The sequence below is a fragment of the Ramlibacter sp. genome, from assembly GCF_029866045.1.
In the GTDB taxonomy this organism is placed as follows: domain Bacteria; phylum Pseudomonadota; class Gammaproteobacteria; order Burkholderiales; family Burkholderiaceae_C; genus Ramlibacter.
This window is the reverse complement of record NZ_JARXAB010000036.1, coordinates 1-22,759: the sequence shown is the minus strand read 5'-3', so window position 1 is coordinate 22,759 and position 22,759 is coordinate 1. Positions and strand designations below refer to the sequence as shown.

At 66.5% G+C, this 22,759-nt stretch carries 20 protein-coding genes and 1 pseudogene; 7 read left to right on the top strand and 14 right to left on the bottom strand.

Annotation, left to right across the window (positions count from 1 at the left end):
- The 4 genes from QE494_RS04100 to QE494_RS04085 form a co-directional block, all read left to right on the top strand.
- Positions 1-886, top strand: an 886-nt coding sequence (locus QE494_RS04100; protein ID WP_300041631.1) for a sulfatase-like hydrolase/transferase, incomplete at its 5' end; no start/stop codon positions are given.
- Complete coding sequence (locus QE494_RS04095) at positions 883-1,929, top strand: D-cysteine desulfhydrase (protein ID WP_300041630.1); 1,047 nt, start codon at positions 883-885, stop codon at positions 1,927-1,929. The genes QE494_RS04100 and QE494_RS04095, both read left to right, overlap by 4 nt.
- Positions 1,929-3,350, top strand: coding sequence for an aldehyde dehydrogenase (locus QE494_RS04090; RefSeq protein WP_300041629.1), 1,422 nt, complete (start codon positions 1,929-1,931; stop codon positions 3,348-3,350). Before QE494_RS04095 ends, QE494_RS04090 begins: the two co-directional genes overlap by 1 nt.
- Positions 3,301-4,323 carry a tripartite tricarboxylate transporter substrate binding protein gene (locus QE494_RS04085; RefSeq protein WP_300041628.1) on the top strand — a complete coding sequence of 341 codons (1,023 nt, stop codon included), beginning with the start codon at positions 3,301-3,303 and terminating at the stop codon, positions 4,321-4,323. The genes QE494_RS04090 and QE494_RS04085 overlap by 50 nt, the downstream gene beginning before the upstream one ends.
- Before the next feature lie 48 nt (positions 4,324-4,371).
- Here QE494_RS04085 and QE494_RS04080 read toward each other — a convergent pair whose 3' ends face one another.
- Positions 4,372-5,331: an SAM-dependent methyltransferase gene (locus tag QE494_RS04080; RefSeq protein WP_300041627.1), complete on the bottom strand. Its 960-nt coding sequence runs from the start codon at positions 5,329-5,331 to the stop codon at positions 4,372-4,374.
- Positions 5,328-5,882 (bottom strand): DUF1415 domain-containing protein, encoded by a 555-nt coding sequence (locus QE494_RS04075; RefSeq protein ID WP_300041626.1) that lies wholly within the window; start codon positions 5,880-5,882, stop codon positions 5,328-5,330. The genes QE494_RS04080 and QE494_RS04075 overlap by 4 nt, the downstream gene beginning before the upstream one ends.
- Positions 5,883-5,977: 95 nt before the next feature.
- Between QE494_RS04075 and QE494_RS04070 the strand changes: the two genes are divergently transcribed.
- Both QE494_RS04070 and QE494_RS04065 read left to right on the top strand, forming a co-directional pair.
- On the top strand, positions 5,978-6,298 hold the full coding sequence (locus tag QE494_RS04070) for a helix-turn-helix transcriptional regulator (RefSeq protein WP_300041625.1): 321 nt from the start codon (positions 5,978-5,980) through the stop codon (positions 6,296-6,298).
- Positions 6,291-7,556, top strand: coding sequence for a type II toxin-antitoxin system HipA family toxin (locus QE494_RS04065; RefSeq protein ID WP_300041624.1), 1,266 nt, complete (start codon positions 6,291-6,293; stop codon positions 7,554-7,556). The genes QE494_RS04070 and QE494_RS04065 overlap by 8 nt, the downstream gene beginning before the upstream one ends.
- Before the next feature lie 72 nt (positions 7,557-7,628).
- Here the strand turns inward: QE494_RS04065 and QE494_RS04060 are convergent, their stop codons facing one another.
- From QE494_RS04060 to QE494_RS04020, 9 genes are all read right to left on the bottom strand, one after another.
- On the bottom strand, positions 7,629-8,900 hold the full coding sequence (locus QE494_RS04060; RefSeq protein ID WP_300041623.1) for a CynX/NimT family MFS transporter: 1,272 nt from the start codon (positions 8,898-8,900) through the stop codon (positions 7,629-7,631).
- Entirely contained in the window at positions 8,897-10,030 is a 1,134-nt protein-coding gene (locus tag QE494_RS04055) for a deoxyguanosinetriphosphate triphosphohydrolase (RefSeq protein WP_300041622.1), read from the bottom strand. Before QE494_RS04055 ends, QE494_RS04060 begins: the two co-directional genes overlap by 4 nt.
- A gap of 14 nt (positions 10,031-10,044) precedes the next feature.
- Positions 10,045-11,136, bottom strand: a complete 1,092-nt coding sequence (gene aroB / locus QE494_RS04050) for a 3-dehydroquinate synthase (protein ID WP_300041621.1) — start codon at positions 11,134-11,136, stop codon at positions 10,045-10,047.
- Between the two features lie 108 nt (positions 11,137-11,244).
- The gene (locus QE494_RS04045; protein ID WP_300041632.1) at positions 11,245-11,775 is read right to left on the bottom strand and encodes a shikimate kinase; all 531 of its coding nucleotides are present in this window, start codon (positions 11,773-11,775) and stop codon (positions 11,245-11,247) included.
- 157 nt (positions 11,776-11,932) lie between these two features.
- On the bottom strand, positions 11,933-14,170 hold the full coding sequence (gene pilQ / locus QE494_RS04040; protein WP_300041620.1) for a type IV pilus secretin PilQ: 2,238 nt from the start codon (positions 14,168-14,170) through the stop codon (positions 11,933-11,935).
- Entirely contained in the window at positions 14,167-14,805 is a 639-nt protein-coding gene (locus tag QE494_RS04035; protein ID WP_300041619.1) for a pilus assembly protein PilP, read from the bottom strand. Before QE494_RS04035 ends, pilQ begins: the two co-directional genes overlap by 4 nt.
- Positions 14,802-15,494, bottom strand: a complete 693-nt coding sequence (locus QE494_RS04030) for a type 4a pilus biogenesis protein PilO (RefSeq protein ID WP_300041618.1) — start codon at positions 15,492-15,494, stop codon at positions 14,802-14,804. The genes QE494_RS04035 and QE494_RS04030 overlap by 4 nt, the downstream gene beginning before the upstream one ends.
- 6 nt (positions 15,495-15,500) lie before the next feature.
- Positions 15,501-16,181 (bottom strand): PilN domain-containing protein, encoded by a 681-nt coding sequence (locus QE494_RS04025; RefSeq protein WP_300041617.1) that lies wholly within the window; start codon positions 16,179-16,181, stop codon positions 15,501-15,503.
- Complete coding sequence (locus tag QE494_RS04020) at positions 16,178-17,257, bottom strand: pilus assembly protein PilM (protein ID WP_300041616.1); 1,080 nt, start codon at positions 17,255-17,257, stop codon at positions 16,178-16,180. The genes QE494_RS04025 and QE494_RS04020 overlap by 4 nt, the downstream gene beginning before the upstream one ends.
- Positions 17,258-17,456: 199 nt before the next feature.
- Between QE494_RS04020 and QE494_RS04015 the strand changes: the two genes are divergently transcribed.
- Positions 17,457-19,811, top strand: coding sequence for a penicillin-binding protein 1A (locus tag QE494_RS04015; RefSeq protein ID WP_300041615.1), 2,355 nt, complete (start codon positions 17,457-17,459; stop codon positions 19,809-19,811).
- Positions 19,812-19,906: 95 nt separating this feature from the next.
- Here QE494_RS04015 and QE494_RS04010 read toward each other — a convergent pair.
- The 3 genes and pseudogenes from QE494_RS04010 to QE494_RS04000 all read right to left on the bottom strand — a co-directional run bounded on the left by QE494_RS04010 (position 19,907) and on the right by QE494_RS04000 (position 22,697).
- Positions 19,907-20,675: pseudogene (locus QE494_RS04010) on the bottom strand (crotonase/enoyl-CoA hydratase family protein).
- 36 nt (positions 20,676-20,711) lie between these two features.
- Positions 20,712-21,926 carry a CaiB/BaiF CoA-transferase family protein gene (locus tag QE494_RS04005; RefSeq protein ID WP_300041614.1) on the bottom strand — a complete coding sequence of 405 codons (1,215 nt, stop codon included), beginning with the start codon at positions 21,924-21,926 and terminating at the stop codon, positions 20,712-20,714.
- A gap of 9 nt (positions 21,927-21,935) precedes the next feature.
- Positions 21,936-22,697, bottom strand: coding sequence for an IclR family transcriptional regulator (locus QE494_RS04000; RefSeq protein WP_300041613.1), 762 nt, complete (start codon positions 22,695-22,697; stop codon positions 21,936-21,938).
- Positions 22,698-22,759 lie beyond the last annotated feature (62 nt).

Sequence of the window (22,759 nt, the reverse complement as noted above, 5' to 3'; positions counted from 1 at the left end):
GCGCTTCCTGGACATGTATCCGCTCGAGGACATGCCCCTGCCCCCGGAGCTGGGCCCGCCCCCCTACCATCCCTCGGTTGAATTTGCGCGCCAGCTCGATGGCATGCCGTCCGAGCTGGACCCGGCGGTGCTGCGTCGCATTGCCGCCGCCTATTTCGGCTTGATCACGCACATGGACGAACAGATCGGCCTGGTGCTGGAAGAAATGAAGTCGCGCCAGGTGTTGGACGACACCCGCGTGATGTACACCAGCGACCATGGCGAGCTGTTTGGCGCCCAAGGTTTGTTCGGTAAGCGTTGCCTGCTGGAAGGCTCCGCCGGGGTGCCGCTGATCCTCGCGGGGCCTGGCATTGCGGCTGGCCATGTGTCGCAGCAGATGGTGTCCCACGTCGATTTGTTTCCCACGATCGTAGATCTGGCCGGAGGGCAACTGGCACCGGCCGATGCAGACCTGCCCGGCCACTCGCTGTGGCCGGCGACCCAGGGGCAAGACGATCTGGACCGCCCGGTGTTCGCCGAGTACCACGCCCAAGGCTCGCGCACCGGGGCCTACCTCGTGCGCCAGCACGGCACAAAAATGATCTTCCATGTGGGCATGCCAACCCAGGCTTTTGATTTGGCGGCCGACCCCGATGAACTGCACGATCTGCACGGCACACCGGCCGGTGACGCGATCGAGCGGGCGCTCATGCCCATTCTTCTGGCGCAATGTGACCCGGCGCTGCAAGATGCGCGCGCCAAGGCCGCGCAACGCGACAAGGCGCATGCCTACGGCGGGCCCGAGGTGGTGGGACAGGAGGCCTTCATTGCCTTCACACCGCCACCGGGCGTGTCTGCAGAAGAGGCCTGGGCCAGCCTGGACGCGGTGTCGGGCGCTGCCAAATGAGCCTCGACCGCTTGAACCTCGACCGCTTCCCCCGCATCGACCTGTGCCACGCGCCCACGCCGCTGGAGTTCATGCCCCGGCTCACCGAGCATCTGGGCGGCCCGCGCTTGTGGGTCAAGCGCGATGACTGCACCGGCACCGCTCTGGGGGGCAACAAGGCACGCAAGCTGGAGTTCCTGCTGGGGGAGGCCTTGCAACAGGGGGCGAACCATATCGTCACCCTCGGCGCGCTGCAATCGAACCACGTGCGGCAAACCGCGGGGGCGGCGGCGCGCCTGGGGCTGGCCTGCACGGTCATCCTCGAGCACCGTCACCCGGACCCGGATGCGGACTACCTTCGCAACGGCAACATGCTGCTCGACCTGCTGCTCGGGGCGAACATGGTCTTTCGCCCGGGTGGCACCAACATGCTGGCCGCGCTTCACGAGGTCGGTGCGGAGTTAAGCGCGCAGGGGCAGCGGCCGTATCTGATTCCCACGGGCGGGTCCAACCCGGTGGGAACGCTGGGCTATGTGAAGGCGGCGCAAGAACTCTTGCAGCAAGCGAAGGACAAGAACTTTGTCCCGGACCAGATCGTGGTGGCCAGCGGCAGCGCCGGCACCCAGGCGGGCTTGGTGGTGGGACTGGCGGCTCTGGCCAGCACGGCGGTCGTGCAAGGCTTCGCGGTCAGCCAGGCAGAACACCCGCAGCATCAGCGCGTCGCGGCCCTGGCGGCGGCGACAGCCCGCTTCATCGGCCACGAGTCTGAGCTGCCACCGCAAGCGGTGCGCGTCAACGCCGACTACCTCGGCAAGGGCTACAGCATTCCCTCGGAGGCCATGGTCGATGCGGTGCAATGGGTCGCCCGCCTGGAGGGCCTGCTGCTCGACCCGGTCTACACCGGTAAGGCCATGGCCGGCTTGATCGACTGGGCCCGGACCGGCCGCTTTCGACGCGACGAGAACGTGGTGTTCATCCACACTGGCGGCCAGGCGGGGCTCTTCGGCTTTTGCGACACGCTGAGCCAGCCCCGGCCCGCCATCACAACGAACAAGGCAGCCTGATGCAAACCCACTGGATCGACAACCGCGCAGTGCCTGGCGACGGGCCAGGGATCGACGTCATCAACCCCGCGACGGAGGAACGCATTGACACCATCCCCCGCGGCCACGTCGATGCGGTCGACGCGTCTGTGGCTGCGGCCCGTCGCGCCTTTGAGAGCTGGGCGGGGCTCTCGCCGACGCAGCGGCAACAACTCATTGGCACTGCCATCGACCGCTTGGCGAGCATCAGTGACGAGGTCGCGCATTTGCTCACGCGCGAAATGGGCAAGCCCTTGTCGCAGGCCAAGAACGAGGTCTCCAAAGCCATGCAAGGCATGCGCGCCTCGGCTGAAATGGTGATTCATTTGCGCAGTGGCCAGCAAATGGCGGGCGACCTGGAGCTCAACTTCCAGCAGCGCTGTGCGCGCGGCGTGGCCGTCTGCGTGATGCCCTGGAACTATCCGGTGGCACTCGGGTTGGACAACGTGGTCCCCAACCTGCTGGTAGGCAACACCGTGGTCTGGAAGCCGTCCGAAAAAACACCGCTGACCTCCCGGCTGGTGGTCGAAAAAATCTTCGGCCATCTGCCGCCCGGTGTGGTCAACCTGCTTCTGGGCGACGGGCCCACCGCAGGCGACGCCCTGGTGCGGCACCCGCAGGTGGACCTGCTGGTGTTCGTGGGCAGCGAGCCGACCGGGCGCCATCTGGGTGGCATCTGCGGCCAGCACCTGAAAAAGGCGGTGCTGGAGCTGGGCGGCAAAGACGCCCTGATCGTGGACGAGACCGTGAACATTGCGACGGCAGCCCGCTACGCGGCAGACGCCGCCTTTGCCAATGCCGGCCAGATCTGCACCTCGATCGAGCGGATCTACGTAGCGCGAAAAATCTTCCCCGAGTTTCTGGCGGCACTCACCGCGCAAGCGCGCGCCATCCGGGTCGGCAACGGGCTGGACGCTGCAACGCAAATGGGGCCGCTGGTCGATCGCGGCCAATGGGAGCGGGTGTCTCGCCAAGTCCAGGAGGCCGTCGCCGCAGGGGCCACGGTGCATCACGGCGGCGCGCCGCTGCCCGGGCCGGGTTTCTTCTACCCGCCCACAGTTCTCACCGAGCTCGACCCGGCCTGCAGCCTGATGACGGAAGAGACCTTCGGCCCAGTGGCGCCCTGCATGGCCTTTGACGATTTCGAGGAAGCCATTGCCATGGCCAATGCCTCGCACTTCGGTTTGGCGGCCATGGTCCTGACGACCTCGGCACCGCGCGCGCTGCGCGCGATCCACTCCTTGCGCGCCGGCATGGTCAAGATCAACACGATGCGCGGCAAGGCGCCGGGCGGTACCTCAGAACCGGTCCGAGGCAGTGGACTGGGGCATGGCTATGGCATGGAGTTTTTCAATGAAATCACGACACAAAAATCGATTTACTGGCGTTCTGTTCCGACTTGACGCTGCACGGCTACGGGGCTGGGTGGGGTGGATCAGCCTGTGGCTGCTGGCAGCGGCCGCACACGCTCAGGGCTGGCCGAACAAGGGCATCACCATGGTGGTTCCCTTCGAGCCTGGAGGCGGCCACGACGCGATGGCCCGGATCGTGGCAGAGGGTCTGACCGCCAGGCTGGGGCAGCCCGTGATCGTGACCAACAGGCCGGGCGCCAGCGGGATGATCGGCGCCGAGTTGGTCAGCCGCGCCGCGCCCGATGGCTACACGGTCTTGTTTGCCTCGCCCTCCGAGACCGTCAATGCGCCCATCGTGAACAAAACCATGCGCTACGACCCCGACAAGGGTCTGGCGCCCGTCACCCTGGCCGGCACCTCGCCGATCGTCATCGTGGCCTGGCCTGGGACAGGGCTCAAATCCGTCGGCGACCTGATCGCCAAGGCCAAAGCCCAGCCTGGCTCCATGAGCTTCGGCACGGCAGGAAACATGGGCAGCAACCGCTTGGCCGGTGAGCTGCTGGCCAAGATGGCTCAGGTCGATTTGACTCATGTGCCCTACAAAGGCGCGAGCCTGGCCATCAACGATGTCTTGTCGGGCCAGATTCCGCTGGCGATCGTGGGCATCGCGCCGGTGATGAGCCACATCGCGGCAGGCAAACTCGTGCCGCTGGCCACCACCCAGAGCAACCGCGTGGCGTGGGCCAAGGACGTGCCGGCGGTGCAGGAGACCCCGGGCCTCACCACCTTCGAAGCGGTGCACTGGATGGGCGTTTTCCTGCCGGCCAAGACGCCGCAGGATGTCGTTGACCGACTCCAGCAGCAGATTGCCGCGGTGCTGCGTGACCCGGAGCGCAGGACCCGGCTGGTGGGCCTGGGCATCGACCCGGTGGGCAACACACCCGCGGAATTCAAAAGCTTCCTGGCAGCCGACAAGGAGCGCTTCCTGCGGATGTTCCAGGCCTCGGGGCTCAAGCCCGAGTAAGCGTCACGCGCGGGCCTGCGCTTCACCCAGGCGGCGGGCCCATCCCGATCAGCCCGCGGGCACAGGCAGCCGCGCGTAGCGCTGGGCCTCCAGCGCCTCGACACCAAACTGCGCCAGCAGCGCCCGCAGTCGCTCGGCGGCACTGCGCTTGGGCTGTCCGGTGTGGCGCGCCAGGATCAGTTCGTTTTTCATGCTGTGCTCCCAGCCCACCAGCTCGGTCACGGTGACCTGGTAGCCACAGGCCTCTAGGTACAGGCAGCGCAGCACGTTGGTCAATTGGCTGCCCATTTCACGGGTGTGCAGCGGGTGGCGCCAGAGCTCGGCCAGCGGCGTGCGCGCCAGCGACAGCGCCTTGTTCTCCCGCAGCCGCGACGCGAGTTCGGCCTGGCAGCAAGGCACCAGCACCATGAACTTCGCCTGGCGGGCCAGGCCGAAGTCGATCGCGTCGTCGGTGGCGGTGTCGCAGGCGTGCAGCGCGGTGACCATGTCGATGCGCTGCGGCAAGGCCGGCGAGTCCACCGCCTGCGCGGCACTCAAGTGCAAAAAGTGCATGCCCGCAAAGCCGAGACGCGCGGCCAGTTCCTCGGAGCGCTGCACCAGCTCGGGCCGGGTTTCAACGCCGAAGACCTGGCCCATGCCGCGGGGCTGCAGAAACAGGTCATAGAGGATGAAGCCCAGATAGGACTTGCCGGCACCATGGTCGACGACGGTCGGGTGGCCCTCGGCCGGCGGCACTTCTTCCAAGAGCTTCTCGATGAACTGGTAGAGGTGATAAACCTGCTTGAGCTTACGGCGTGAGTCCTGATTGAGCTTACCCTCGCGGGTGAGGATATGCAGCTCCTTGAGCAGCTCGACCGACTGGCCGGGGCGCAGCTCGGGCAGAGCAGGCACATCGGGCCTCGATGTGGACGAAGCAGCCCGCCCGACGGCCGAGCCTCGCGCCTCTCTGGCTGGGCCGGCAGCACGCGCCCCACGGCCACCGGCAGCTGCCTTTTTGTCGGAGCTCATGCCCATTCCTTCATCTTTTGGGCCCAGCCCACGCGGCCCATGCGGCGCAAGGTGGCGATGTTGGTGTCGTAGATGGCGCTGGCATCCGGGAAGGCCTGCACCGCGCGGGTGATGCTGTCCGCGCGCAGCAGGTGCAGCGTCGGGTAGGGCGAGCGGTTGGTGAAATGCGCGATGTCGTCCGGGTCAGCGCCGGCGAATTCGAATTGCGGATGGAAATGCGCCAGTTGCAGCACCCCCTCCAGCTCGCGCCGGGCGAGCAAACGCTCAGCCTCGCCGATGAAGCCGTTGAACTCAAAGAAATCCGGCAGGGCCTGCGGCGCAATGAGCAAGCTGGTGTCTCGCAGCTCGGGTGCACAAGCCATCAGGCCGTCGACCTCCTGCTCCAGTGCAGCCAGCAGGTCGCTCCAGCCGGTGGCCGGCGTCACCGCGTAGTGCACCTGGCCCTTGGCCATGACCGCCTTGGCGAAGGGGCACAGGTTCAGGCCCACCACTGCATGCGTGAGCCAGCGCCGTGTGCGAGAGACGACGAGGTCTTCGCCATGATTTTCCATGAGGTCGATTGTAGGAAGCCCTCTGAACACGCCTGCGCAAGAATAAAAACCCACATTAAAGTATATTTAAAGTGAATTTTGATAACATATATGTAATGTCCAAGGACTCCCCTGCCCTGCAAGCCCTGCCCTCTGGCGCCGCCTCAGCCCTGCGCGCGCTGGGCACAGACCTGGCCACGGCACGCAAGCGGCGGCGCCAATCGCAGCGCGAATGGGCGCAGCGACTGAACGTGTCCGTGCCCACCGTGGCACGGATGGAGCGAGGCGATCCCTCCGTGTCGGCCGGCATCTATGTCACGGCACTCTGGCTGGTCCAGCGGCACCAGGCACTCGCCGAACTGGCACGCCCGCAGGAGGACCTGGCCGTCCTCGAGGCCGAAGTCAGCCAGGCGCAGGAGCGCTACCGCCGTGTCTGAGGTCGTGTCTGAAGCCCCGTTTGCGCCCCAGGATCGCCTGTCCGTCTGGTGGCTGGGCAACCCCGCACAGCCCAAGCGGGTGGGAGAGGCCCAGCTCGTGCAGGGCGGGCGCAGCGTCGCGCTGCGCTATGCGGACACTTGGCTCGCCCAGGGCTTTGCGCTCAGCGAAGACTTGCCGCTGACCCGGGAGCTCTTTGTTCCGAGGGAGAAGGACAGCGCCGCCGGCGCGCTGGACGATGCGCGGCCAGACCGCTGGGGCGAGCGCCTGATTCGCAAGTTCCAGCCAACGCCTCGTCTGTCCCTGCTCGAGTACCTGCTGTTCGCGGGCGACGACCGCTACGGCGCGCTCGGCCTCAGCTTGGACGAGGACCGCTACCGGCCCTGGCCCACGCCACCACTGCCCGGCGTCGCAGAGCTGGGCGCGATGGCCGAGGTCGTCCGGCAAGTGCTAGCCGGCGAGCCGGTACCCCAGCCCCTGCAGCGGCTGCTACGGCCTGGTGCCTCCCTGGGCGGCGCGCAGCCGAAATCACTGCTGCAGATGGAAGGCCGCGCCTGGCTGCTCAAGTTCAACGAGGAGGTGGAGGGGGACATGGGCCTGACCGAGCACGCTGCGATGCGCTTGGCCGCCGCCTGCGGCATTGAGGTGGCGACCACGCGCGCCCTGCCGCTGATCGCCGCCGTCACCGGGAAGCCCGCGCCCCACGCCCTGGCGATCGAGCGCTTCGACCGCCAGGGCTCCCTACGGCTTCAGGCCATGTCTGCGCATGTCGCATTGCGTGCGGCCGGGGATGCACTGGGCTATCCCGAGTTTGCGCAACTGCTACGGCGCCTGCTCCCGGCGGCCGACATCGCCGCTGCACAGGGCCAGCTATTCCGACGGATGGTCTTCAACATCCTGATCGATAACACCGACGACCACGAGAAGAACCACGCCCTGCTGCGCCAGCCTGACGGGCGCTGGCAATTGGCACCGGCCTTCGACGTGCTGCCCACGGCCCAGGGCCTGGGCTACCAACAACTGCGGGTAGGTGCAGACGGCCATGTGTCCACGCTCGCCAATGCGCTGTCCGAGTGCGCGGCATTCGGCCTGCGCCTGGCCGCTGCCCGTACGATCGTCAAGGAGGTGAGCCGCACGGTGCAAGGCTGGCAGGACGCCTTCCTGCTACAGGGCATGAGTGCTGTCGACGTCGCGCGCCTGGCCCCATTCATCGACCGCGAAGGGCTGCGTGCCGAACGCGAGAAAGCGGCTCTCGCCTGACGCGTGACCTATCCATGGCGCTGTGCAGGCGCCCCAGGTCCAGGACACCGCGGACAAGCGACTTAAGCGACCTCAGTGAACCGTGCTGCGCGCGTGCCCAATGCGACCGGCCAGCCAAAGCCCGATCACGGCGCATAGCCCGGTGACGCCCCAGCTCCATTGCCAGCCACCGGTCTGACTGGCAAGCCAGGCCACTGCGGGCGGCCCGGCGAACTGGCCAAAAGACGACCACTGCTGCATCCAGCCCACGGTGGTGGACACCGTGCCCGGCGAGGGCGCGAGCCGCACCGCCTGCGAGAACAAGGTACCCGGCACGAGGCCGCCCACAGCGGAAAACAGCAGCACCGAAACAAAGGGCCCGACGAAAGCGGCAGTTCCGGCGGGCCACAAGGGCGCATACAGACCCACCGCGCCCACCGCCATGGCACCAAAGCCCACCCGCATCAACTGCTGCGGCGAGACACCTCGCTGCAGCAGGCGGCCCGAGGCAATATTGCCCACCATGTTCATTGCGGCCACGAGTGCGCTGGCATAGCCTGCGTGCGAGGGCGCCAGACCCGACTGCGCGTAGACGGTGGGCAAAAAGCCGATGACCGACAGCCACTGGCTCGAATAGACCGCGAAGGCCAGCGCCACCAGCCAGGGGCCGGGCGCGCGCAAGGTCTCAAGCAGACGGGCCCGCCAAGGTGGGGCTGCAGGCGCGCCTGAAGGAATTGCCGCATGTTGAGGCCCATGTTTAGGCCCATGTTCAAGCGCAGTTGGAGCGGCGCCAGGTCGCGCGCCGTCGCCCCGTGCGGGATCGGCCGGCACCCAAAGCCACATGGCCAGAGCCAGAAGCAGCGACAGCGCGGCAGTAAGCCACCACCAAGCGGGCCAGCCATAGGCCGCCATCCACAGCGGGCCGGCCAGGAGCGCGAGCGAGGTGCCCAGGGGCATGTAGGCGCCCCACAAACCAAGGCGCGACGCCAGACGCGCGGGTGGCACAAGGCGCCGGATCAGGCTGGGGCCGGCGGTGGCCGCCAGCAAAAAGCCCATGCCCTCGGCGGCACGCAGCAACAGCAGGGCCGCTGGGTCACGGACGAGGCCGCCCAGCGCACTGGCCACCGCCAGCAGGACCAGGCCGCCTGCCATCACCCGACGCAGCCCCAGGCCGTCCGCGGCCAGGCCTACGGCCAGGCCCAGACCGACAGCGGCCAGTTGCACCATCGACAACAGAAATCCGCCCTGCACCAGCGTCATGCCCAACTCGGCCTGGAGCACCGGCAGCGCCGGCGGCAGCTTGCCCACATGAATGGCCGCGGTCACGCCGGCGGCGAAGACCAGGAAAGCGCGGTCGAAGCTCATGTGGCCAGCAGGCGCTTGCCGGTCAGGCGCCCATGTTCTCGCCCGGCGAAGCGGTCGGTCATGCCCGCGATGTAGTCCGCGATGGCGCGCGGCAGGTCGTCCTGCGAAGCGTAGGCAGCCGGCATGTCGGTGGGACAGGCCAGGTAGGCGGCAAACAGCTCGCGCACCATCTGCTTGGCCAAGCCGGTGGTCTCCATCACCTGCGGATGGCGGTACAAATTCTGGAAAAGAAATCGCTTGAGCTCGGTGGAGCCGCGTCGCATGTCTGCCGAAAAGCGCACCAGGGGAGTAGCGGCGCGCACTGCATCGGCATCGCGTGGCGCCTCGTCCCGCAAGGCCTGGCCGGTGGTGTCGATCACGTCATGCACCTGGGCGCTGAGCATCAGCCGGATGACTTCATAGGCTAGGCGGCGGCCAGCGAGCGTGGGATGTGCGCGCACCACCTCGCGCAGGTAGCCCTCGAACAAGGGCACTGACTCCAGCTGCTCCCTCGTGATCAGCCCCGAGCGCAAGCCGTCGTCGACATCGTGGGCGTTGTAGGCAATCTCGTCGGCGAGGTTGCACAGCTGGGCCTCCAGGCTGGGCTGAGTGCGGTCCAGGAAGCGCCGCCCCACGCCGCCGGGCTCACGCGCCTCGAGGCGCTCGGCATTGGCATGTGAGCAGTGCTTGAGGATCCCCTCCCGGGTCTCGAAGCTGAGGTTGAGGCCATCGAAGCGCGGGTAGCGCTCCTCCAGTTGGTCGACCACCCGCAGGCTCTGCAGGTTGTGTTCGAAACCGCCGTAGGGGCCCATGCACTCGTCGAGCGCATCCTGGCCGGCATGGCCGAAAGGGGTATGGCCCAGGTCATGGGCCAGGGCAATCGCCTCGACCAGGTCCTCGTCGAGTCCCAGCGGCCGAGCGATGGAGCGACCCAGCTGCGCCACCTCAATGGAATGGGTCATGCGGGTGCGGAACAAGTCGCCCTCGTGGTTGAGGAAGACCTGGGTCTTGTAGACCAAGCGGCGAAAAGCGGTGGAGTGAACGATCCGGTCGCGGTCGCGCTGAAAGGCCGATCGGTGCGGGGTGGGCGCCTCCTCGAAGCGACGGCCACGGGAACGTGTCGGGTCGCTGGCGTAGGGGGCCAGGGCCATGGCGGGCGCGCCCTTCAGCAGCAGCGCGCGATCACGCCACGCACCACGGCGTCGGGGGCGGGTCGGACCACTGCGCGGCCGGGCGGGTCGATCAGCACGAAGCGGATCTCGCCGGCCTCGGATTTCTTGTCCAGACGCATCAGCTCCAGGTAGCGGTCAGCGCCCAGGGCCGGGCCGCGGGTCGGCAGGCCCGCGTCGGCGATCAGCTGGGTGCAGCGCTCCACAAAGGCGGCGTCCACGCCGCCCATCTCCAGCGAGAGCTGCAGGGCCATGACCATGCCGCAGCCCACCGCTTCGCCGTGCAGCCACTCGCCATAGCCGAGGCCGGCCTCGATCGCGTGGCCGAAGGTGTGACCGAAATTGAGGATGGCCCGCAGGCCAGACTCGCGCTCGTCCTGACCCACAACCTCGGCCTTGATCTCGCAGCTGCGGCGCACCGCGTGGGCCAGGGCCTGCGGGTCGCGCGCGCGCAGGGCGGGCAGGTGGGCCTGGACCCAGTCGAGAAAGTCCAGGTCGAAAATCGGCCCGTACTTGATCACCTCGGCCAGGCCGGCCGACATCTCGCGCTCGGGCAGGGTGGCGAGGGTGTCCAGGTCGCACAGCACCAACTGCGGTTGGTAGAAGGCGCCGATCATGTTCTTGCCCAGGGGGTGGTTGATCGCGGTCTTGCCGCCCACCGAGGAGTCCACCTGGGCAAGCAGGGTGGTAGGCAACTGCACAAAGGGCACGCCACGCATGTAGCAGGCGGCGGCAAAGCCGGTCATGTCGCCCACCACGCCACCGCCGAGCGCAAAGAGCACCGTCTTGCGGTCGCTGCCGCGCCCGAGCAGGGCGTCAAAAATGAGGTTGAGGCTGTCCCAGTTTTTGTGCTGTTCGCCGTCGGGCAGCTCCAGCACATGGACCTGCGGATAGCGATCGGCCAGTGCCTGGGCCAGGGCGCCGGCATACAAGGGACCGACCGTGGTGTTGGTCACGATGAGGGCAGCATGCCCCTTGGGCAGGTCGAATTCGGCGATCCGGGCCAGCAACCCCTCGCCAATGACGATGGGGTAGCTTCGGTCGCCAAGGTCGATGCGGACTTCCTGGTCAGTGGCACGCGCTTTCATGCGGACAAGTGTAAGGCCCGGTCATCAGGCGGGGCTACACGACCAGCCCACAGCGCCCGACCTGCGCCCAGCGCTTACTGGCCGGGCGGACGGGCCGCCCCGGCCCCTTCAGGTCATCACGCCAGCTTCGCCGGAAAGCTCCAGTTGCATCACGATCATGTTGACCAGGGTCTGCAGACTGGGTCGGCCGGTTTCAACAGTGAAGTGGGCCGTCTCGCGATAGAGCGGGTCCCGCTGGGCGTGCAGGGCCTTGAGCCTCGCCAGCGGGTCATCAACCTGAAGCAAGGGGCGCTTGCGGTCATTGCGCACCCGCTGAAAAACCTGGTCAGGCGAGGACCGAAGGTAGATCACATAGGCATGCGCATGCAGCTGCTGCCGGTTAGCCTCGCGCAGCACCGCACCTCCGCCAGTCGCCAGGACGCCCTTGCTCATGCTCAGCTCGGCGATCACCGCCTGCTCGAGGTCGCGAAAACGCTCCTCCCCCTGCTGCTCGAAGTAGGTGCGGATCGGGCAGCCCATGCGCTGCTCGAGCACATGGTCGGAATCGGTGAAGGGCAAGCCCAGGCGGCGGGCCAGCACCTTGCCCACCGTGCTCTTGCCGGAGCCGGGCATGCCCACCAGCGCGATCGACCGGGTGATTGGCGCCGGACTCGGCGGCAGGCCAGGGTCTGCGCGAACACCAGCGCCTAGGCTGGTACTGGACGCGGCGGTGGGTGTCTCGGGTGCACCATCAGCCGGTAATGCGCGGGAGGAAGAGGAATTCAAACGGATCAAAAACGTAGGTTGACGGAACGGATCACCGCTCCGCAACCCGGTCGGTGATCATTTTGGGGGTGATAAAGACCAGCATCTCCTGCTTGTTCGCAGTGCGTTGCCGGTTGCGGAACAGCACGCCCACACCAGGCAATTCGCCCAGCACCGGCACTCGCGCCTCGTTCTCGGTCTCGGTCAGCTCAAAAATGCCGCCAATCACCACCGTACCCCCATTTTCCACCAGCACCTGGGTGCGGATGTGCTTGGTGTTGATGGCGATGCCTGCAGTCGTGGTTTCGCCCCGGCTGTCCTTGCTCACATCGAGGTCCAAAATGATGTTGCCCTCAGGCGTGATCTGGGGGGTGACCTCCAGTTTGAGGGTAGCGCGGCGGAAGGCCACCGCCGTTGCACCGCTGGCCGTCGCCTGCTGGTAGGGAAACTCGGTCCCCTGCTCGATCAGGGCCTTGGTCTGGTCGGCGGTGACGATGCGGGGGCTGGACACCAGCTTGCCCTTGCCATCGGCCTCCAGGGCGGACAGCTCGAGGTTCAGGAAGCGGTTGGCGGAGGCGTTGAACAGCGAGATCGCAAAGGCCGGCGCGCCGAAGCCGCCTTGCCCCACCGCTGGCAGGTTGACGAAATTGGTGTTGACGTTGTCCAGGGTTGTGCGGGTCTCGCCGGTGCTGCCGGTCAAGCCCGAGTAGGAGCCGCCGAAGGTGATCCGGTTGTTGTTGTCACTGATGCGGGTGCCGGGCGGACGGCCCTGGTCGCTGCCGCCCAGGCGAACCCCCAGTGATTTCCCGAAGGTGTCAGAAGCTTCGACGATGCGGGCCTCGATCAGCACCTGGCGCACTGGCACATCCAGGCGCGCGATCAGCGCCTGAACCTGCTCTAGACGGGTCGGAATGTCGGTGACGAAGATTTGGTTGGTGCGCTCCTCGGCCATTGCGCTGCCGCGCGGACTGATCACCCGGTTGGCTGGCGGACCCGACAGCAGCTGGTCGGCGATCGTCTTGGCCTTCGCATAGTTGAGTTGGAAGGGTTGGGTGCGCACCGGCTCCTCGTTCTGGCGTGCATTGACCGCGTCGCGGTCCTGCTTTTCCCGGGCCGCGATTTCGTCCTTGGGCGCGACCCAGAGCACGTTGCCGGAGCGGCGCTGGCCCAGCCCCTTGGACTGCAAGATGATGTCCAGCGCCTGGTCCCAAGGCACGTCCTTGAGGCGCAGGGTGAGGTTGCCCGTCACCGAGTCCGAGGTGACCACGTTGAAGTTGGTGAAGTCGGCGATCACCTGCAGCAACTGGCGCACCTCGATGCTCTGGAAGTTGAGCGTGATCTTCTCGCCGGTGTAGCCAGGGCCCTGCGTGACCCGGGACGGGTCGATCCGCGGGGGCCGCAGCTCGATAACGAACTGGCTGTCGCTTTGGTACGCACTGTGCTCCCAGGGACCGCGCGGCTGAATCACCATGCGCACCCGATCGGCCACCGCGGTGGTGGTGATGGTCTGCACCGGGGTGCCGAAATCAGCGACGTCGAGCCGCCGGCGCAGTCCCTCAGGCAAGGACGACTTGAGAAACTCCACCACCAGGTTCTGGCCCTGCTGGCGGATGTCGACGCCCACCTGGGGGCTGCCCAACTCAACCACCACCCGTCCGGCGCTGCCCGAGCCACGGCGGAAGTCAACGTCGCGCAGAGGGAGGTTGTCGGTGTTGCGGCTCTCGGCGAACAGGGCGGGGTTGGGGGGCGCAACCGGCGAGGTGACGGCTGCGCTCGCTGGCTCAAGGAAAACCAGCAGGGTCCGGCCATCCAGTAGTGCCCTGTAGGGAACCTGGGTCCGCAAGTTGAGGACAAGGCGGGTGCGGTCAGCGACCTCAACCACCGAGACCGACCGCAGGTTGCCCTGATTGAGCACCACCGACGGCTTGTCGAGGACGCTGCGGACACCAGGCAGGTCCAGGGCGATGCGGGCCGGTGACTGAATGGCAAAGCCGTTGGGCAATGCGGCCAGCGGCCGGGAAAGCTCCACACGCAGCACCTCAGCGCCCCCTTGGGAGAGCGCGGTGATCGATTGCACCTCAACCCCGCTCTGCGAGGAAGTGGCGGGGGAAGCGGGAAGCGGTGCAGGAGAAGAACCCGCAGTCGATGCGGCAGCGGGCGTCGGTAATGTCTGGGCAAGAACGGGCGACAGCAGAGTCAGCCCAACGACCAGAACGGCCAGGGATCGGGCCAGGCCGAGGGCGCCCGGTAGGGGCCCACTTGCAGGGGCGATGTTTGCGCAATGCTTCATTTGGCTCTTTCTTGCAACTGCAGGGTCGCAGGCCGCTCGACCCAGTTCCCTCCCGGATCACGGGCGATTTCGCGGATCTGAACCTCGGTCTCACCGATCCGCAGGATCCTGCCGTAGTTCTGGCCGAGGTACTGGCCAACCGTGACCTGGTAGAGCTGGTTGTCGGCCTTGATGAGGGCGACCGGACGACCCTGCTTGATCAGGCTGCCAACCATGGTCATGGCATCGAGGGGATAGCTTTCCAACGCCTCCTTGCGGCGCTTGAGCTCCGGCGCGAGCAGCCCTGATTCGGAGGCCGCGACGGTGGCGTCGCGACGCAGCGCCAAGGCCAGCTTCTGGAGGCTGAAGGGGTCAATGCTCCCGGCCTGCACATACGCCTGGGGCATAAACGGCGGCGGCTCTGGAATGGGGTCGATGCGGGGGCTGAGGCCAGCTCGTTGCTTGGCCATCCAGTCCTGCATGTCGTCACGCCCGGCCTGGCCGCACCCGGTCAGGGCAACTACCAACAGGGAGGCGGGCACAAGACGCACAAGCCTTGCACGGGATGCGAGGCGCAGGGCCCGCACCAGCGACACGGAGCGGCCGTGCCGCGCTGGCCAAACGGCAGTCAAAACGGGGGGGCGGGCTTCGGTCATGGCCGGCCTCCTGGCGACTTGGGCGCCGAGGCGGGGTTACGCCGCTGCGCCGCGATCTCCTCAGGGTCGAGGTAGCGGAAGGTCTTGGCGGTGGCCTCCATGACCAGCAGGCCCTCGCGACTGGGCGAGATGGCGATGTTGTTGAGCGTCACGATCCGCGAGAGATTGGCGATATCGCCCGCGAAAGCCCCGATGTCATGGAACCGGCCCGCCACCTTGAGAGAAATGGGCTGCTCGGCGTAGTAGTCCCGCACGATGACAGGCCCCGGGCGGAACAACTCAAAAGCCAGGCTTCTACCGAGCCCCGCCTGATTGATGTCCGAGAGCAAGGCATCCATCTCGGCCCGGCCAGGCAACTGCTTTTCGAGCTGACTGACCTGCCCAAGCACCTGCTCGCGTTGCTTGCGCAGGGCCTCGAGGTTGACCGCCTGGGTGAGCTTACGCACGTAGTCGGCCTTGAGCACCTCCTCCTGCGCCTCTTGGGCCTCGAGCGCATCCTGGTTGCCACGGATCAGGGCCATCCAGAGGCCCAGCACGATCAGGCCAGCCATTGCCGTGCACAGCGCCAGTCGAGGGGCCAGCGGCCAAGTGGAGGGGTCGCGGGTGTCGAGGCCACGAAACTCGGCCTGCAGGCGGCTCCAGCGCGAAGGCTGGGCGGCGGAGGCAGGGACAGGCGGGCGTTGAGGCATGGCGTGTCAGGGGCGGTTGGGTGCCATGGCGGCCGGCGCACTGGCGCGTTCCGGCGGGACGCTGGCACCGGGTCTGGACAGGGAGCCTCCGGCAGCCGAGGCGGCCCCGGCAGACGGTCGGGCCTCACCAGCACGGCTGACCTTGACCCTCAGGGTGAAGTTGGCGACCCGGCGCTGCTCACGCGGCCCCAAGGTGACCGTGCCTGCCACGATCTCGCCCAGCTCGGGGCGGCTCAGCCAGGCGCTGTCATGGCCCAGGTGGCGCAACAGCTCGGAAACCCGCTCGTTGGACTGGGCCACACCCGTCAGGAGAACCGTCTGGCCATCCTGCTTGACGCCGGTGAGGTAGACCCCTTCCGGCATCACGCGGGCCAACTCATTGAGGAGGTGAACCGGGATGTTGCGATCGGCCTGCAGGTTCTCGACCGCTTGCTGGCGGGAGCGCAAGGCGGCAATGTCGGCCTGGAGCGAGGCGATGTCCTTGATTTGCTTTTCGAGGCGGACGATCTCGTCGCGCAGCAGCAGGTTGCGGGCCTCCTGCCGGGCGGACTGGCCGACCTCCCAAAGGTAAAGCGCACCAGCCAGCACCACGCCGGCCAGCAGGGAAGCGCCCAGCATCAGGTAGAAGGACTCACGTCGATGCCGACGAGCGGCCTCGCGATGGGGCAGCAGGTTGATCAGAATCATCTGAAAAACCTCCGCATGGCCAAGCCGCAGGCGACCAGATAGCCGGGCGCCTCCCGCTGCAAACGGCGCTCGCGAACGGTGGCCGCGATCTGCATGCCCTGGAAAGGGTCGGCCACGCTGCTGGGAAAAGAACTATGGGCCGCCACGGCTGCGGTCAACCCCGGCAGGGAGGCCGCATTGCCTGCCAGCAGCAGGTGGTCGACCCGGTTGTGGGGGGTGCTGGTGAAAAAGAACTGAAGTGCCCGTGCCAGGTCCTGGGCCAGGCCGTCCACGTAAGGACGCTGCACCTGGGCCTCGAAGTCCTCGGGCAGTTCGCCACTGCGCAGGCGCTGCTCCGCCTCTTCGGCCCCCAGGCCGTACTGGCGGACGATGTGCTGGATCAGCTGAAAGCTGCCGAAGGGTTGGTCTCGCTCGTAGACGACCTCACCGCCCCCGAGCACCTGCAGGCTGGTGGCGAGGTCGCCGATTTCGAAGAGGGCGACCAGGGCGTCGGGCCGCCCCAAGGGCAGGGCCTCGACCAGCCGGCCGGCAGCCATGCGCGCGGCGAAGGACTCGACATCGACGATGACCGGCTTCAGGCCAGCGGCCTCGGCCAGTCCCTGCCGGTCTTGGACCTTCTCCCGGCGCGAGGCGGCGATCAGTACCTCGACCTCCTGGGGGCCCGAGGGTGCCTGGCCCATGACGCAAAAGTCGAGGCTGACCTCGTCCAGCGAGAAAGGAATATATTGGTTCGCCTCGATCTCGACCTGGGCCTCGAGCTCGGCCTCTGGCAAGCCAGCCGGGAGGATGATTTTTCGGGTGATGACCGCCGAGGCCGGCAGGGCCATGGCGACCTGGCGGGTGCGGGAGCCGCTGCGCTTGACCACCCGGCGAAGGGCGTCGGCGACCGGGTCGAATTTCTCGATGTTGCCGTCCACGATCCAGTCGCGGTCGATCGGCTCGAAGGCGCAGTGTTCCAGTGCCAACCGGCCGTCCCGGCCGGTACCGAGTTCAGCCAGCTTGATACCGGATGCGCTGATGTCCAGGCCCAACAAAGGCGCGGGCTGGGAGCCAAACCAGGACGCGAAAGACTGCAATCGAATCTCCAAGGGACGGGAGCCTGGGCGCCCAAAACTGCAAGATACTTAAGAATTCAGTTAATGCTAACAGTAACCCGGCGTATGTCCAACCCGGCCTACCCCGGCATGTGACAGCCGTTGCCCCGATCAGACGTCCAGGGCAGGGGTCGAACAGGCGTTGCACAGGCGCCACCCGTCCGGCCCGGATAATTCGCGGATGCCCCAACCGAAATCCGACGACCCGTCCAGGCTGGCCCCAGGCGGCGGCTCCCGTTCCCTTGTGGTGCGCCTTGTTCTCTGGACCCTCGGCCTGGGCCTGGCCGGTGTCACCAGCCTGGCCATCGTGATCGGGGTGGCGCTGTCGGTCGCCTACCCCAACCTGCCAGACGTCTCCGATCTGGCCTCGTACCGCCCGAAGTTGCCGCTGCGCATCTACTCGGCAGACGGCGCCCTGATCGGCGAGTTCGGTGAGGAGCGGCGCAGCCTGACCCCGATCGCCGAGATTCCACAGGTTATGAAGCAGGCGGTGCTGGCCATCGAGGACGCCCGCTTCTACGAGCACAACGGCGTGGACTACCGCGGTTTGCTACGCGCGGCCATTGCCAACCTGGGGCGCGCCAAGAGCCAGGGCGCATCGACCATCACCATGCAGGTAGCCCGCAACGTCTACCTGAGTACCGAAAAGACCTTCACCCGAAAGCTCTACGAGGTGCTGCTGACCTTCAGGCTGGAACATGCCCTGACCAAGGACCAGATCCTCGAGATCTACATGAACCAGATCTTCCTCGGCAACCGGGCCTATGGTTTCGCCGCCGCCTCAGAGACCTACTTCGCCAAGCCCCTGTCGGAAATCAGCATCGCCGAAGCGGCCATGCTGGCTGGCCTGCCCAAGGCGCCCTCGGCCTACAACCCGATCAGCAACCCCAAGCGGGCCAAGGTGCGCCAGCAATACATCATCGAGCGGATGGAGGAGGTCGGCTTCATCACTAAGGTTCAGGCCACTGCCGCACGCTCGCAGGAACTCAAGATCCGAACCTCGGCCGACAGCCTGCGCACGCACTCCGACTTCATTGCCGAGATGGTGCGCCAGTTGGTGTACGCCCAGTACGGGGATGAGACCTACACCCGCGGCCTCAACGTCTACACGACGGTGAAGTCTGACCAACAGGAAGCTGCTTACCAGGCCCTGCGCAAGGGCATCATGGACTACGAAAAACGGCAGATCTACCGCGGCCCTGCGGAGTTCGTCGACCTGCCTGCCAACCCCAAGGAGCTGGAAGACGCCATCGACGACGCCCTGTCCGACCACCCGGACAACGGCGACGTGCTGGCGGCGGTAGTGCTGGAAGCGGGTCCGAAAAAAATCGTCGCGACCCGTGGCGGTGGCGACACCCTCGAGATCACTGGCGAGGGACTCAAGCCCGCCCAGTCCGGCTTGTCGGACAAGGCCCCGCCCAAGATCCGACTGCGCAAGGGCGCAGTGATTCGGGTGATGAAAGGTGCCAAGGGCTGGGAGATCACCCAGTTGCCCGAGGTGGAGGGCGCTTTCGTGGCCATCGATCCGCGCGACGGTGCCATCCTGGCCCTGGTCGGCGGCTTCGATTTCGCCAAGAACAAGTTCAACCATGTGACCCAGGCCTGGCGCCAGCCGGGCTCGTCCTTCAAACCGTTCATCTACTCCGCCGCCCTAGAAAAGGGCTTCAGCCCGGCGACCGTGATCAACGACAGCCCGCTGTTCTTCGATGCTGCAGCCACGGGCGGTGCGCCCTGGGAACCCAAGAATTACGACGGTAAGTTTGAAGGCCCGATGCCGCTGCACACCGCGCTGGCCAAGTCCAAGAACATGGTGTCGATTCGCATCCTGCAATCCATCGGGCCGCAATACGGGCAGGAGTGGATCTCCCGCTTCGGCTTCGAGGCCGAGAAGCACCCGGCCTACCTCACCATGGCGCTGGGCGCCGGCTCGGTCACGCCGATGCAGATGGCGACCGCCTACTCGGTCTTCGCCAACGGCGGCTACCGCGTCAACCCCTGGGTGATCCGCAAGATCACTGACCAACGGGGCAAGCTGCTGGTGGAGGTCAAGCCGCCCCAAGCCGGCGACGCGCCACGCGCGATCGACCCGCGCAATGCCTTCGTGATGAACCGGCTGTTGCAGGAGATCACCCGCTCAGGTACGGCTGCACGAGCCCAGGCAGAACTCAAACGGCCCGACCTGTACGGAAAAACCGGCACCACCAACGATGCAATCGACACCTGGTTCGCCGGATTCCATCCCACGGTGGCGTCTGTGGTCTGGATGGGGTATGACTCGCCCCGGTCACTGGGCGACCGCGAGACGGGCGGTGGTCTCTCCTTGCCAGTGTGGATCGCCTTCATGGAAGCCGCGCTGCGCGGGGTGCCGATCTACGAGCCCACAGCGCCGGAGGGCGTGTTGAACATGGGCGGAGAGTGGTACTACGGAGAGTACGGCCGCGGCGGCGGGGTGAGCAGCGTCGGCGTCAATGAGGCCCCGATGGGCAAGAACCCCGGGGACGAGAAGCGCAGCATCCTGGACTTGTTTCGGAACTGATCCCGCGGATGATCGCCAGGGGCAGCCGAGAAACAACTGGCGTCATCAGAAGCGGCCTGACTGAGCCGGGCAGACCCCCCATTGGGCTTAGCTGCTCAGTTCCCGCTCCACACCGGCGGTCGCCGCTCGGCAAACGCGGAGGCGCCTTCGCGGGCATCGTTGGACTTGATCACCGGGGCAGTGATCGGGTCCTGCCGTTCGAACATGCTGTCCAGCGGCCAGTCAAGCTGCTCAATGATCACCCGCTTGCTGGCGGCTACCGACATGGGCGCATTGGCGATGACGCGACGGGCCAGACTGACCGCCTGCTCCAGCGCCTGGCCTGGCTCGACCACCGCTTTGAACAGGCCGTAAGGGGCCAATCGCTCGGCCCGAGTAGATTTCGCCTGTCAGCGCCATTTCCATCGCGATACGCTGGGGCAGCAGCCTGGGCAAGCGCATCAGACCGCCCGCCGCGGCGGCAAGCCCGCGTTTGACCTCGGGGATACCGAAGACGGCATTGCGGCCCGCCACTGCCAGGTCGCAAGCCAGCATGCACTCGAAGCCGCCGGCCAGGCAGTAGCCCTCCACGGCGGCAATCAGCGGCTTGCGGGGTGGCGACATCACCAGGCCCAGAATGCCTCGACCCTCCACCCGCGGAGATTCCCCTCCCAGGAAGGCCTTGAGATCCATCCCTGAGCAGAAGGTACCGCCGGCACCGGTGAGGATGCCAGCCCGCAGATCGGGGTTGCGGTCCATTTCGTCGAGGGCTTCGCACACGCCGTAGGAAACGGCTCGGTTCAACGCTCTCATCTGATCAGGCCGGTTGATCGTGATGATCACCCGGCCGTCGTCCTGAGCGACTAGGACTTCAGGTGTGCTGATGGCGTTTTCTAGTGAGCGGCGCAGGGGGGATGGCGGTCAGGTCGTACCGCTGGCGGCCAGGGCGGCGATGCGCGCAGTGTCATAGCCCAGGGCGCGAAGAACCTCGGCCGTGTGCTGGCCCAGCGACGGGGGCGGAGCGTCGATGCGCGCCGGCGTGCCGGAAAACTTCACCGGGAAGCCGAGCTGCGGAATGCGCCCCTCGACCGGGTGATCCACATGCAGCAGCATCTGACGGGCGCGCATATGCGGGTCGTCGAAGGCCTCGCGCATGGTGTTGACCGGGCCGCCCGGGATGTCGTTGGCAAAAAACAGGTCCACCCATTGCTGGCGCGTGCGCTGACGGAACACGTCCTCGAGCAGCCGGAACTGGCGCTCGCGGGCCTCACCCTCGGGAAATTGCTCCCCCTTGATCTGAGAAACTCCCGCCAGATCACAAAAGCGCGCCCAGAAATGCTCCTCGAGCGCGCCGAGGGTGACATAGTGCCCGTCGGCGCAGCGGAAGATGCCGTAGCAGGGAGCGCCGCCTGTGTTGCGGTACTCGCCACCACGGGGATCGACGTTGCCGAACAGAGGCTCAGCGGCGTGGTAAGTGAGGAAGGACACCGCCGCATCCATCATGGAAACGTCGACGAACTGCCCCTGGCCGGTGTGCTGCCTCGCGAGCACGGCGGCCAGGATGCCCCATGCGCCGGTGAGCGAGGCGCCAATGTCGGCGGCCAGCATTCCGGGCACCATCGGCCCCTCGCCGGCCTTACCGAAAAGTGGCAGTGCTCCGATCACACCCAGGTAGTTCAGGTCATGCCCTGCCACCCGCTGGTAGGGGCCGTCCTGCCCGTAGCCAGAGATTGCGCAATAAATGAGGCGCGGATTGACTTCCTTGAGCGTCTCGTAGCCCAGGCCCAGACGGTCCATCACGCCCGGGCGAAAACCTTCGACCACCACGTCCGACTGCGCGGCCAGCTCAAGGAATATGCCCTTGCCCTCCTGATGCTTGAGGTTGAGGGTCATGCTGCGCTTGTTGCGATTGCACAGCAGGAAGGTGCCCGAATCGACCTTAGCCATGGGCGGAAAGCTGCGCTGGTAATCCCCGCGGCCGGGCTCTTCAACCTTCAGGACATCGGCTCCCAGGTCCCCGAGCAACTGCGTGCACAAGGCTGCGGGCAGCAAACGGCTGGCGTCCAGGATCTTGAGGCCGGCCAGTGCGTCACGGGCACCCGGCAGGATGGAGGAAGTTCGTTCAGAGGGATGCATGAAAGGGGTTCAGCGTCGGGATCTGCCTGAATCGTGGCCCAGCTGCTTTTCGACTTCAGTGGCACAGGCGCGCGCGGCCGGGAGCATGGCCCGCTCGTGCGCCTCGGTGGCGCGAGTGGCCAGCACCGAGACGTGGATCGCAGCGACAACCGCACCGGAACCGTCCCGGATCGGGACGGCATAGCCGACCACGCCCTCCATGGCCTCCTGGTCACTGCGGGAGTAGCCGGCCTCACGGATGCTGGCGAATTGTTTCTGCAGCTTGCGGGGGTCGGTGAGGGTGTTAGCGGTAAGCCTCGGCAGCTTACCGCCCAGCGCCTGCGCCGCCAGCGACTCGTCGAAGGCGGCGAACAACTTGCCGGTTGCGGTGCAATGCAGCAACAGCGGCTCGCCAAGCCGGATATCCAGGGAGATGCGCTGGTTGCCCAGCACACGGTCGGCATAGATGACTCGGCGGCCCACCCGCAAACCCAGGTAAACATCGTCGCCAACCTTGCGCGCCAGCGCGCGCAGCGGATTGCGGGCAAGGGTCCGTAGGTCCAGTGACTGCACCGTGCGCAACGCGAGAGAGACGGTGCGTGGGCCCACGGCATAGCGGAGGTCATCATCGACCGTCACGACCTCGGCGCTCACCATCGTCTTGAGAATGTTGTGTAGGCTGCTGACCGGCAGGTCGAGGGCCAGCTTGATCTCTGTGAGGCGCATCGGAGCGCCGCGCTCGGCCAGCAGCTTGAGGATGTCGAAGGTTCTAAGATACCGATCGGGGCTCATGGTCAAAGTAGAGTTTTCTCGGGGCCTGAACGCAGACGCTTATTCCAAATTTCGAAAATAGA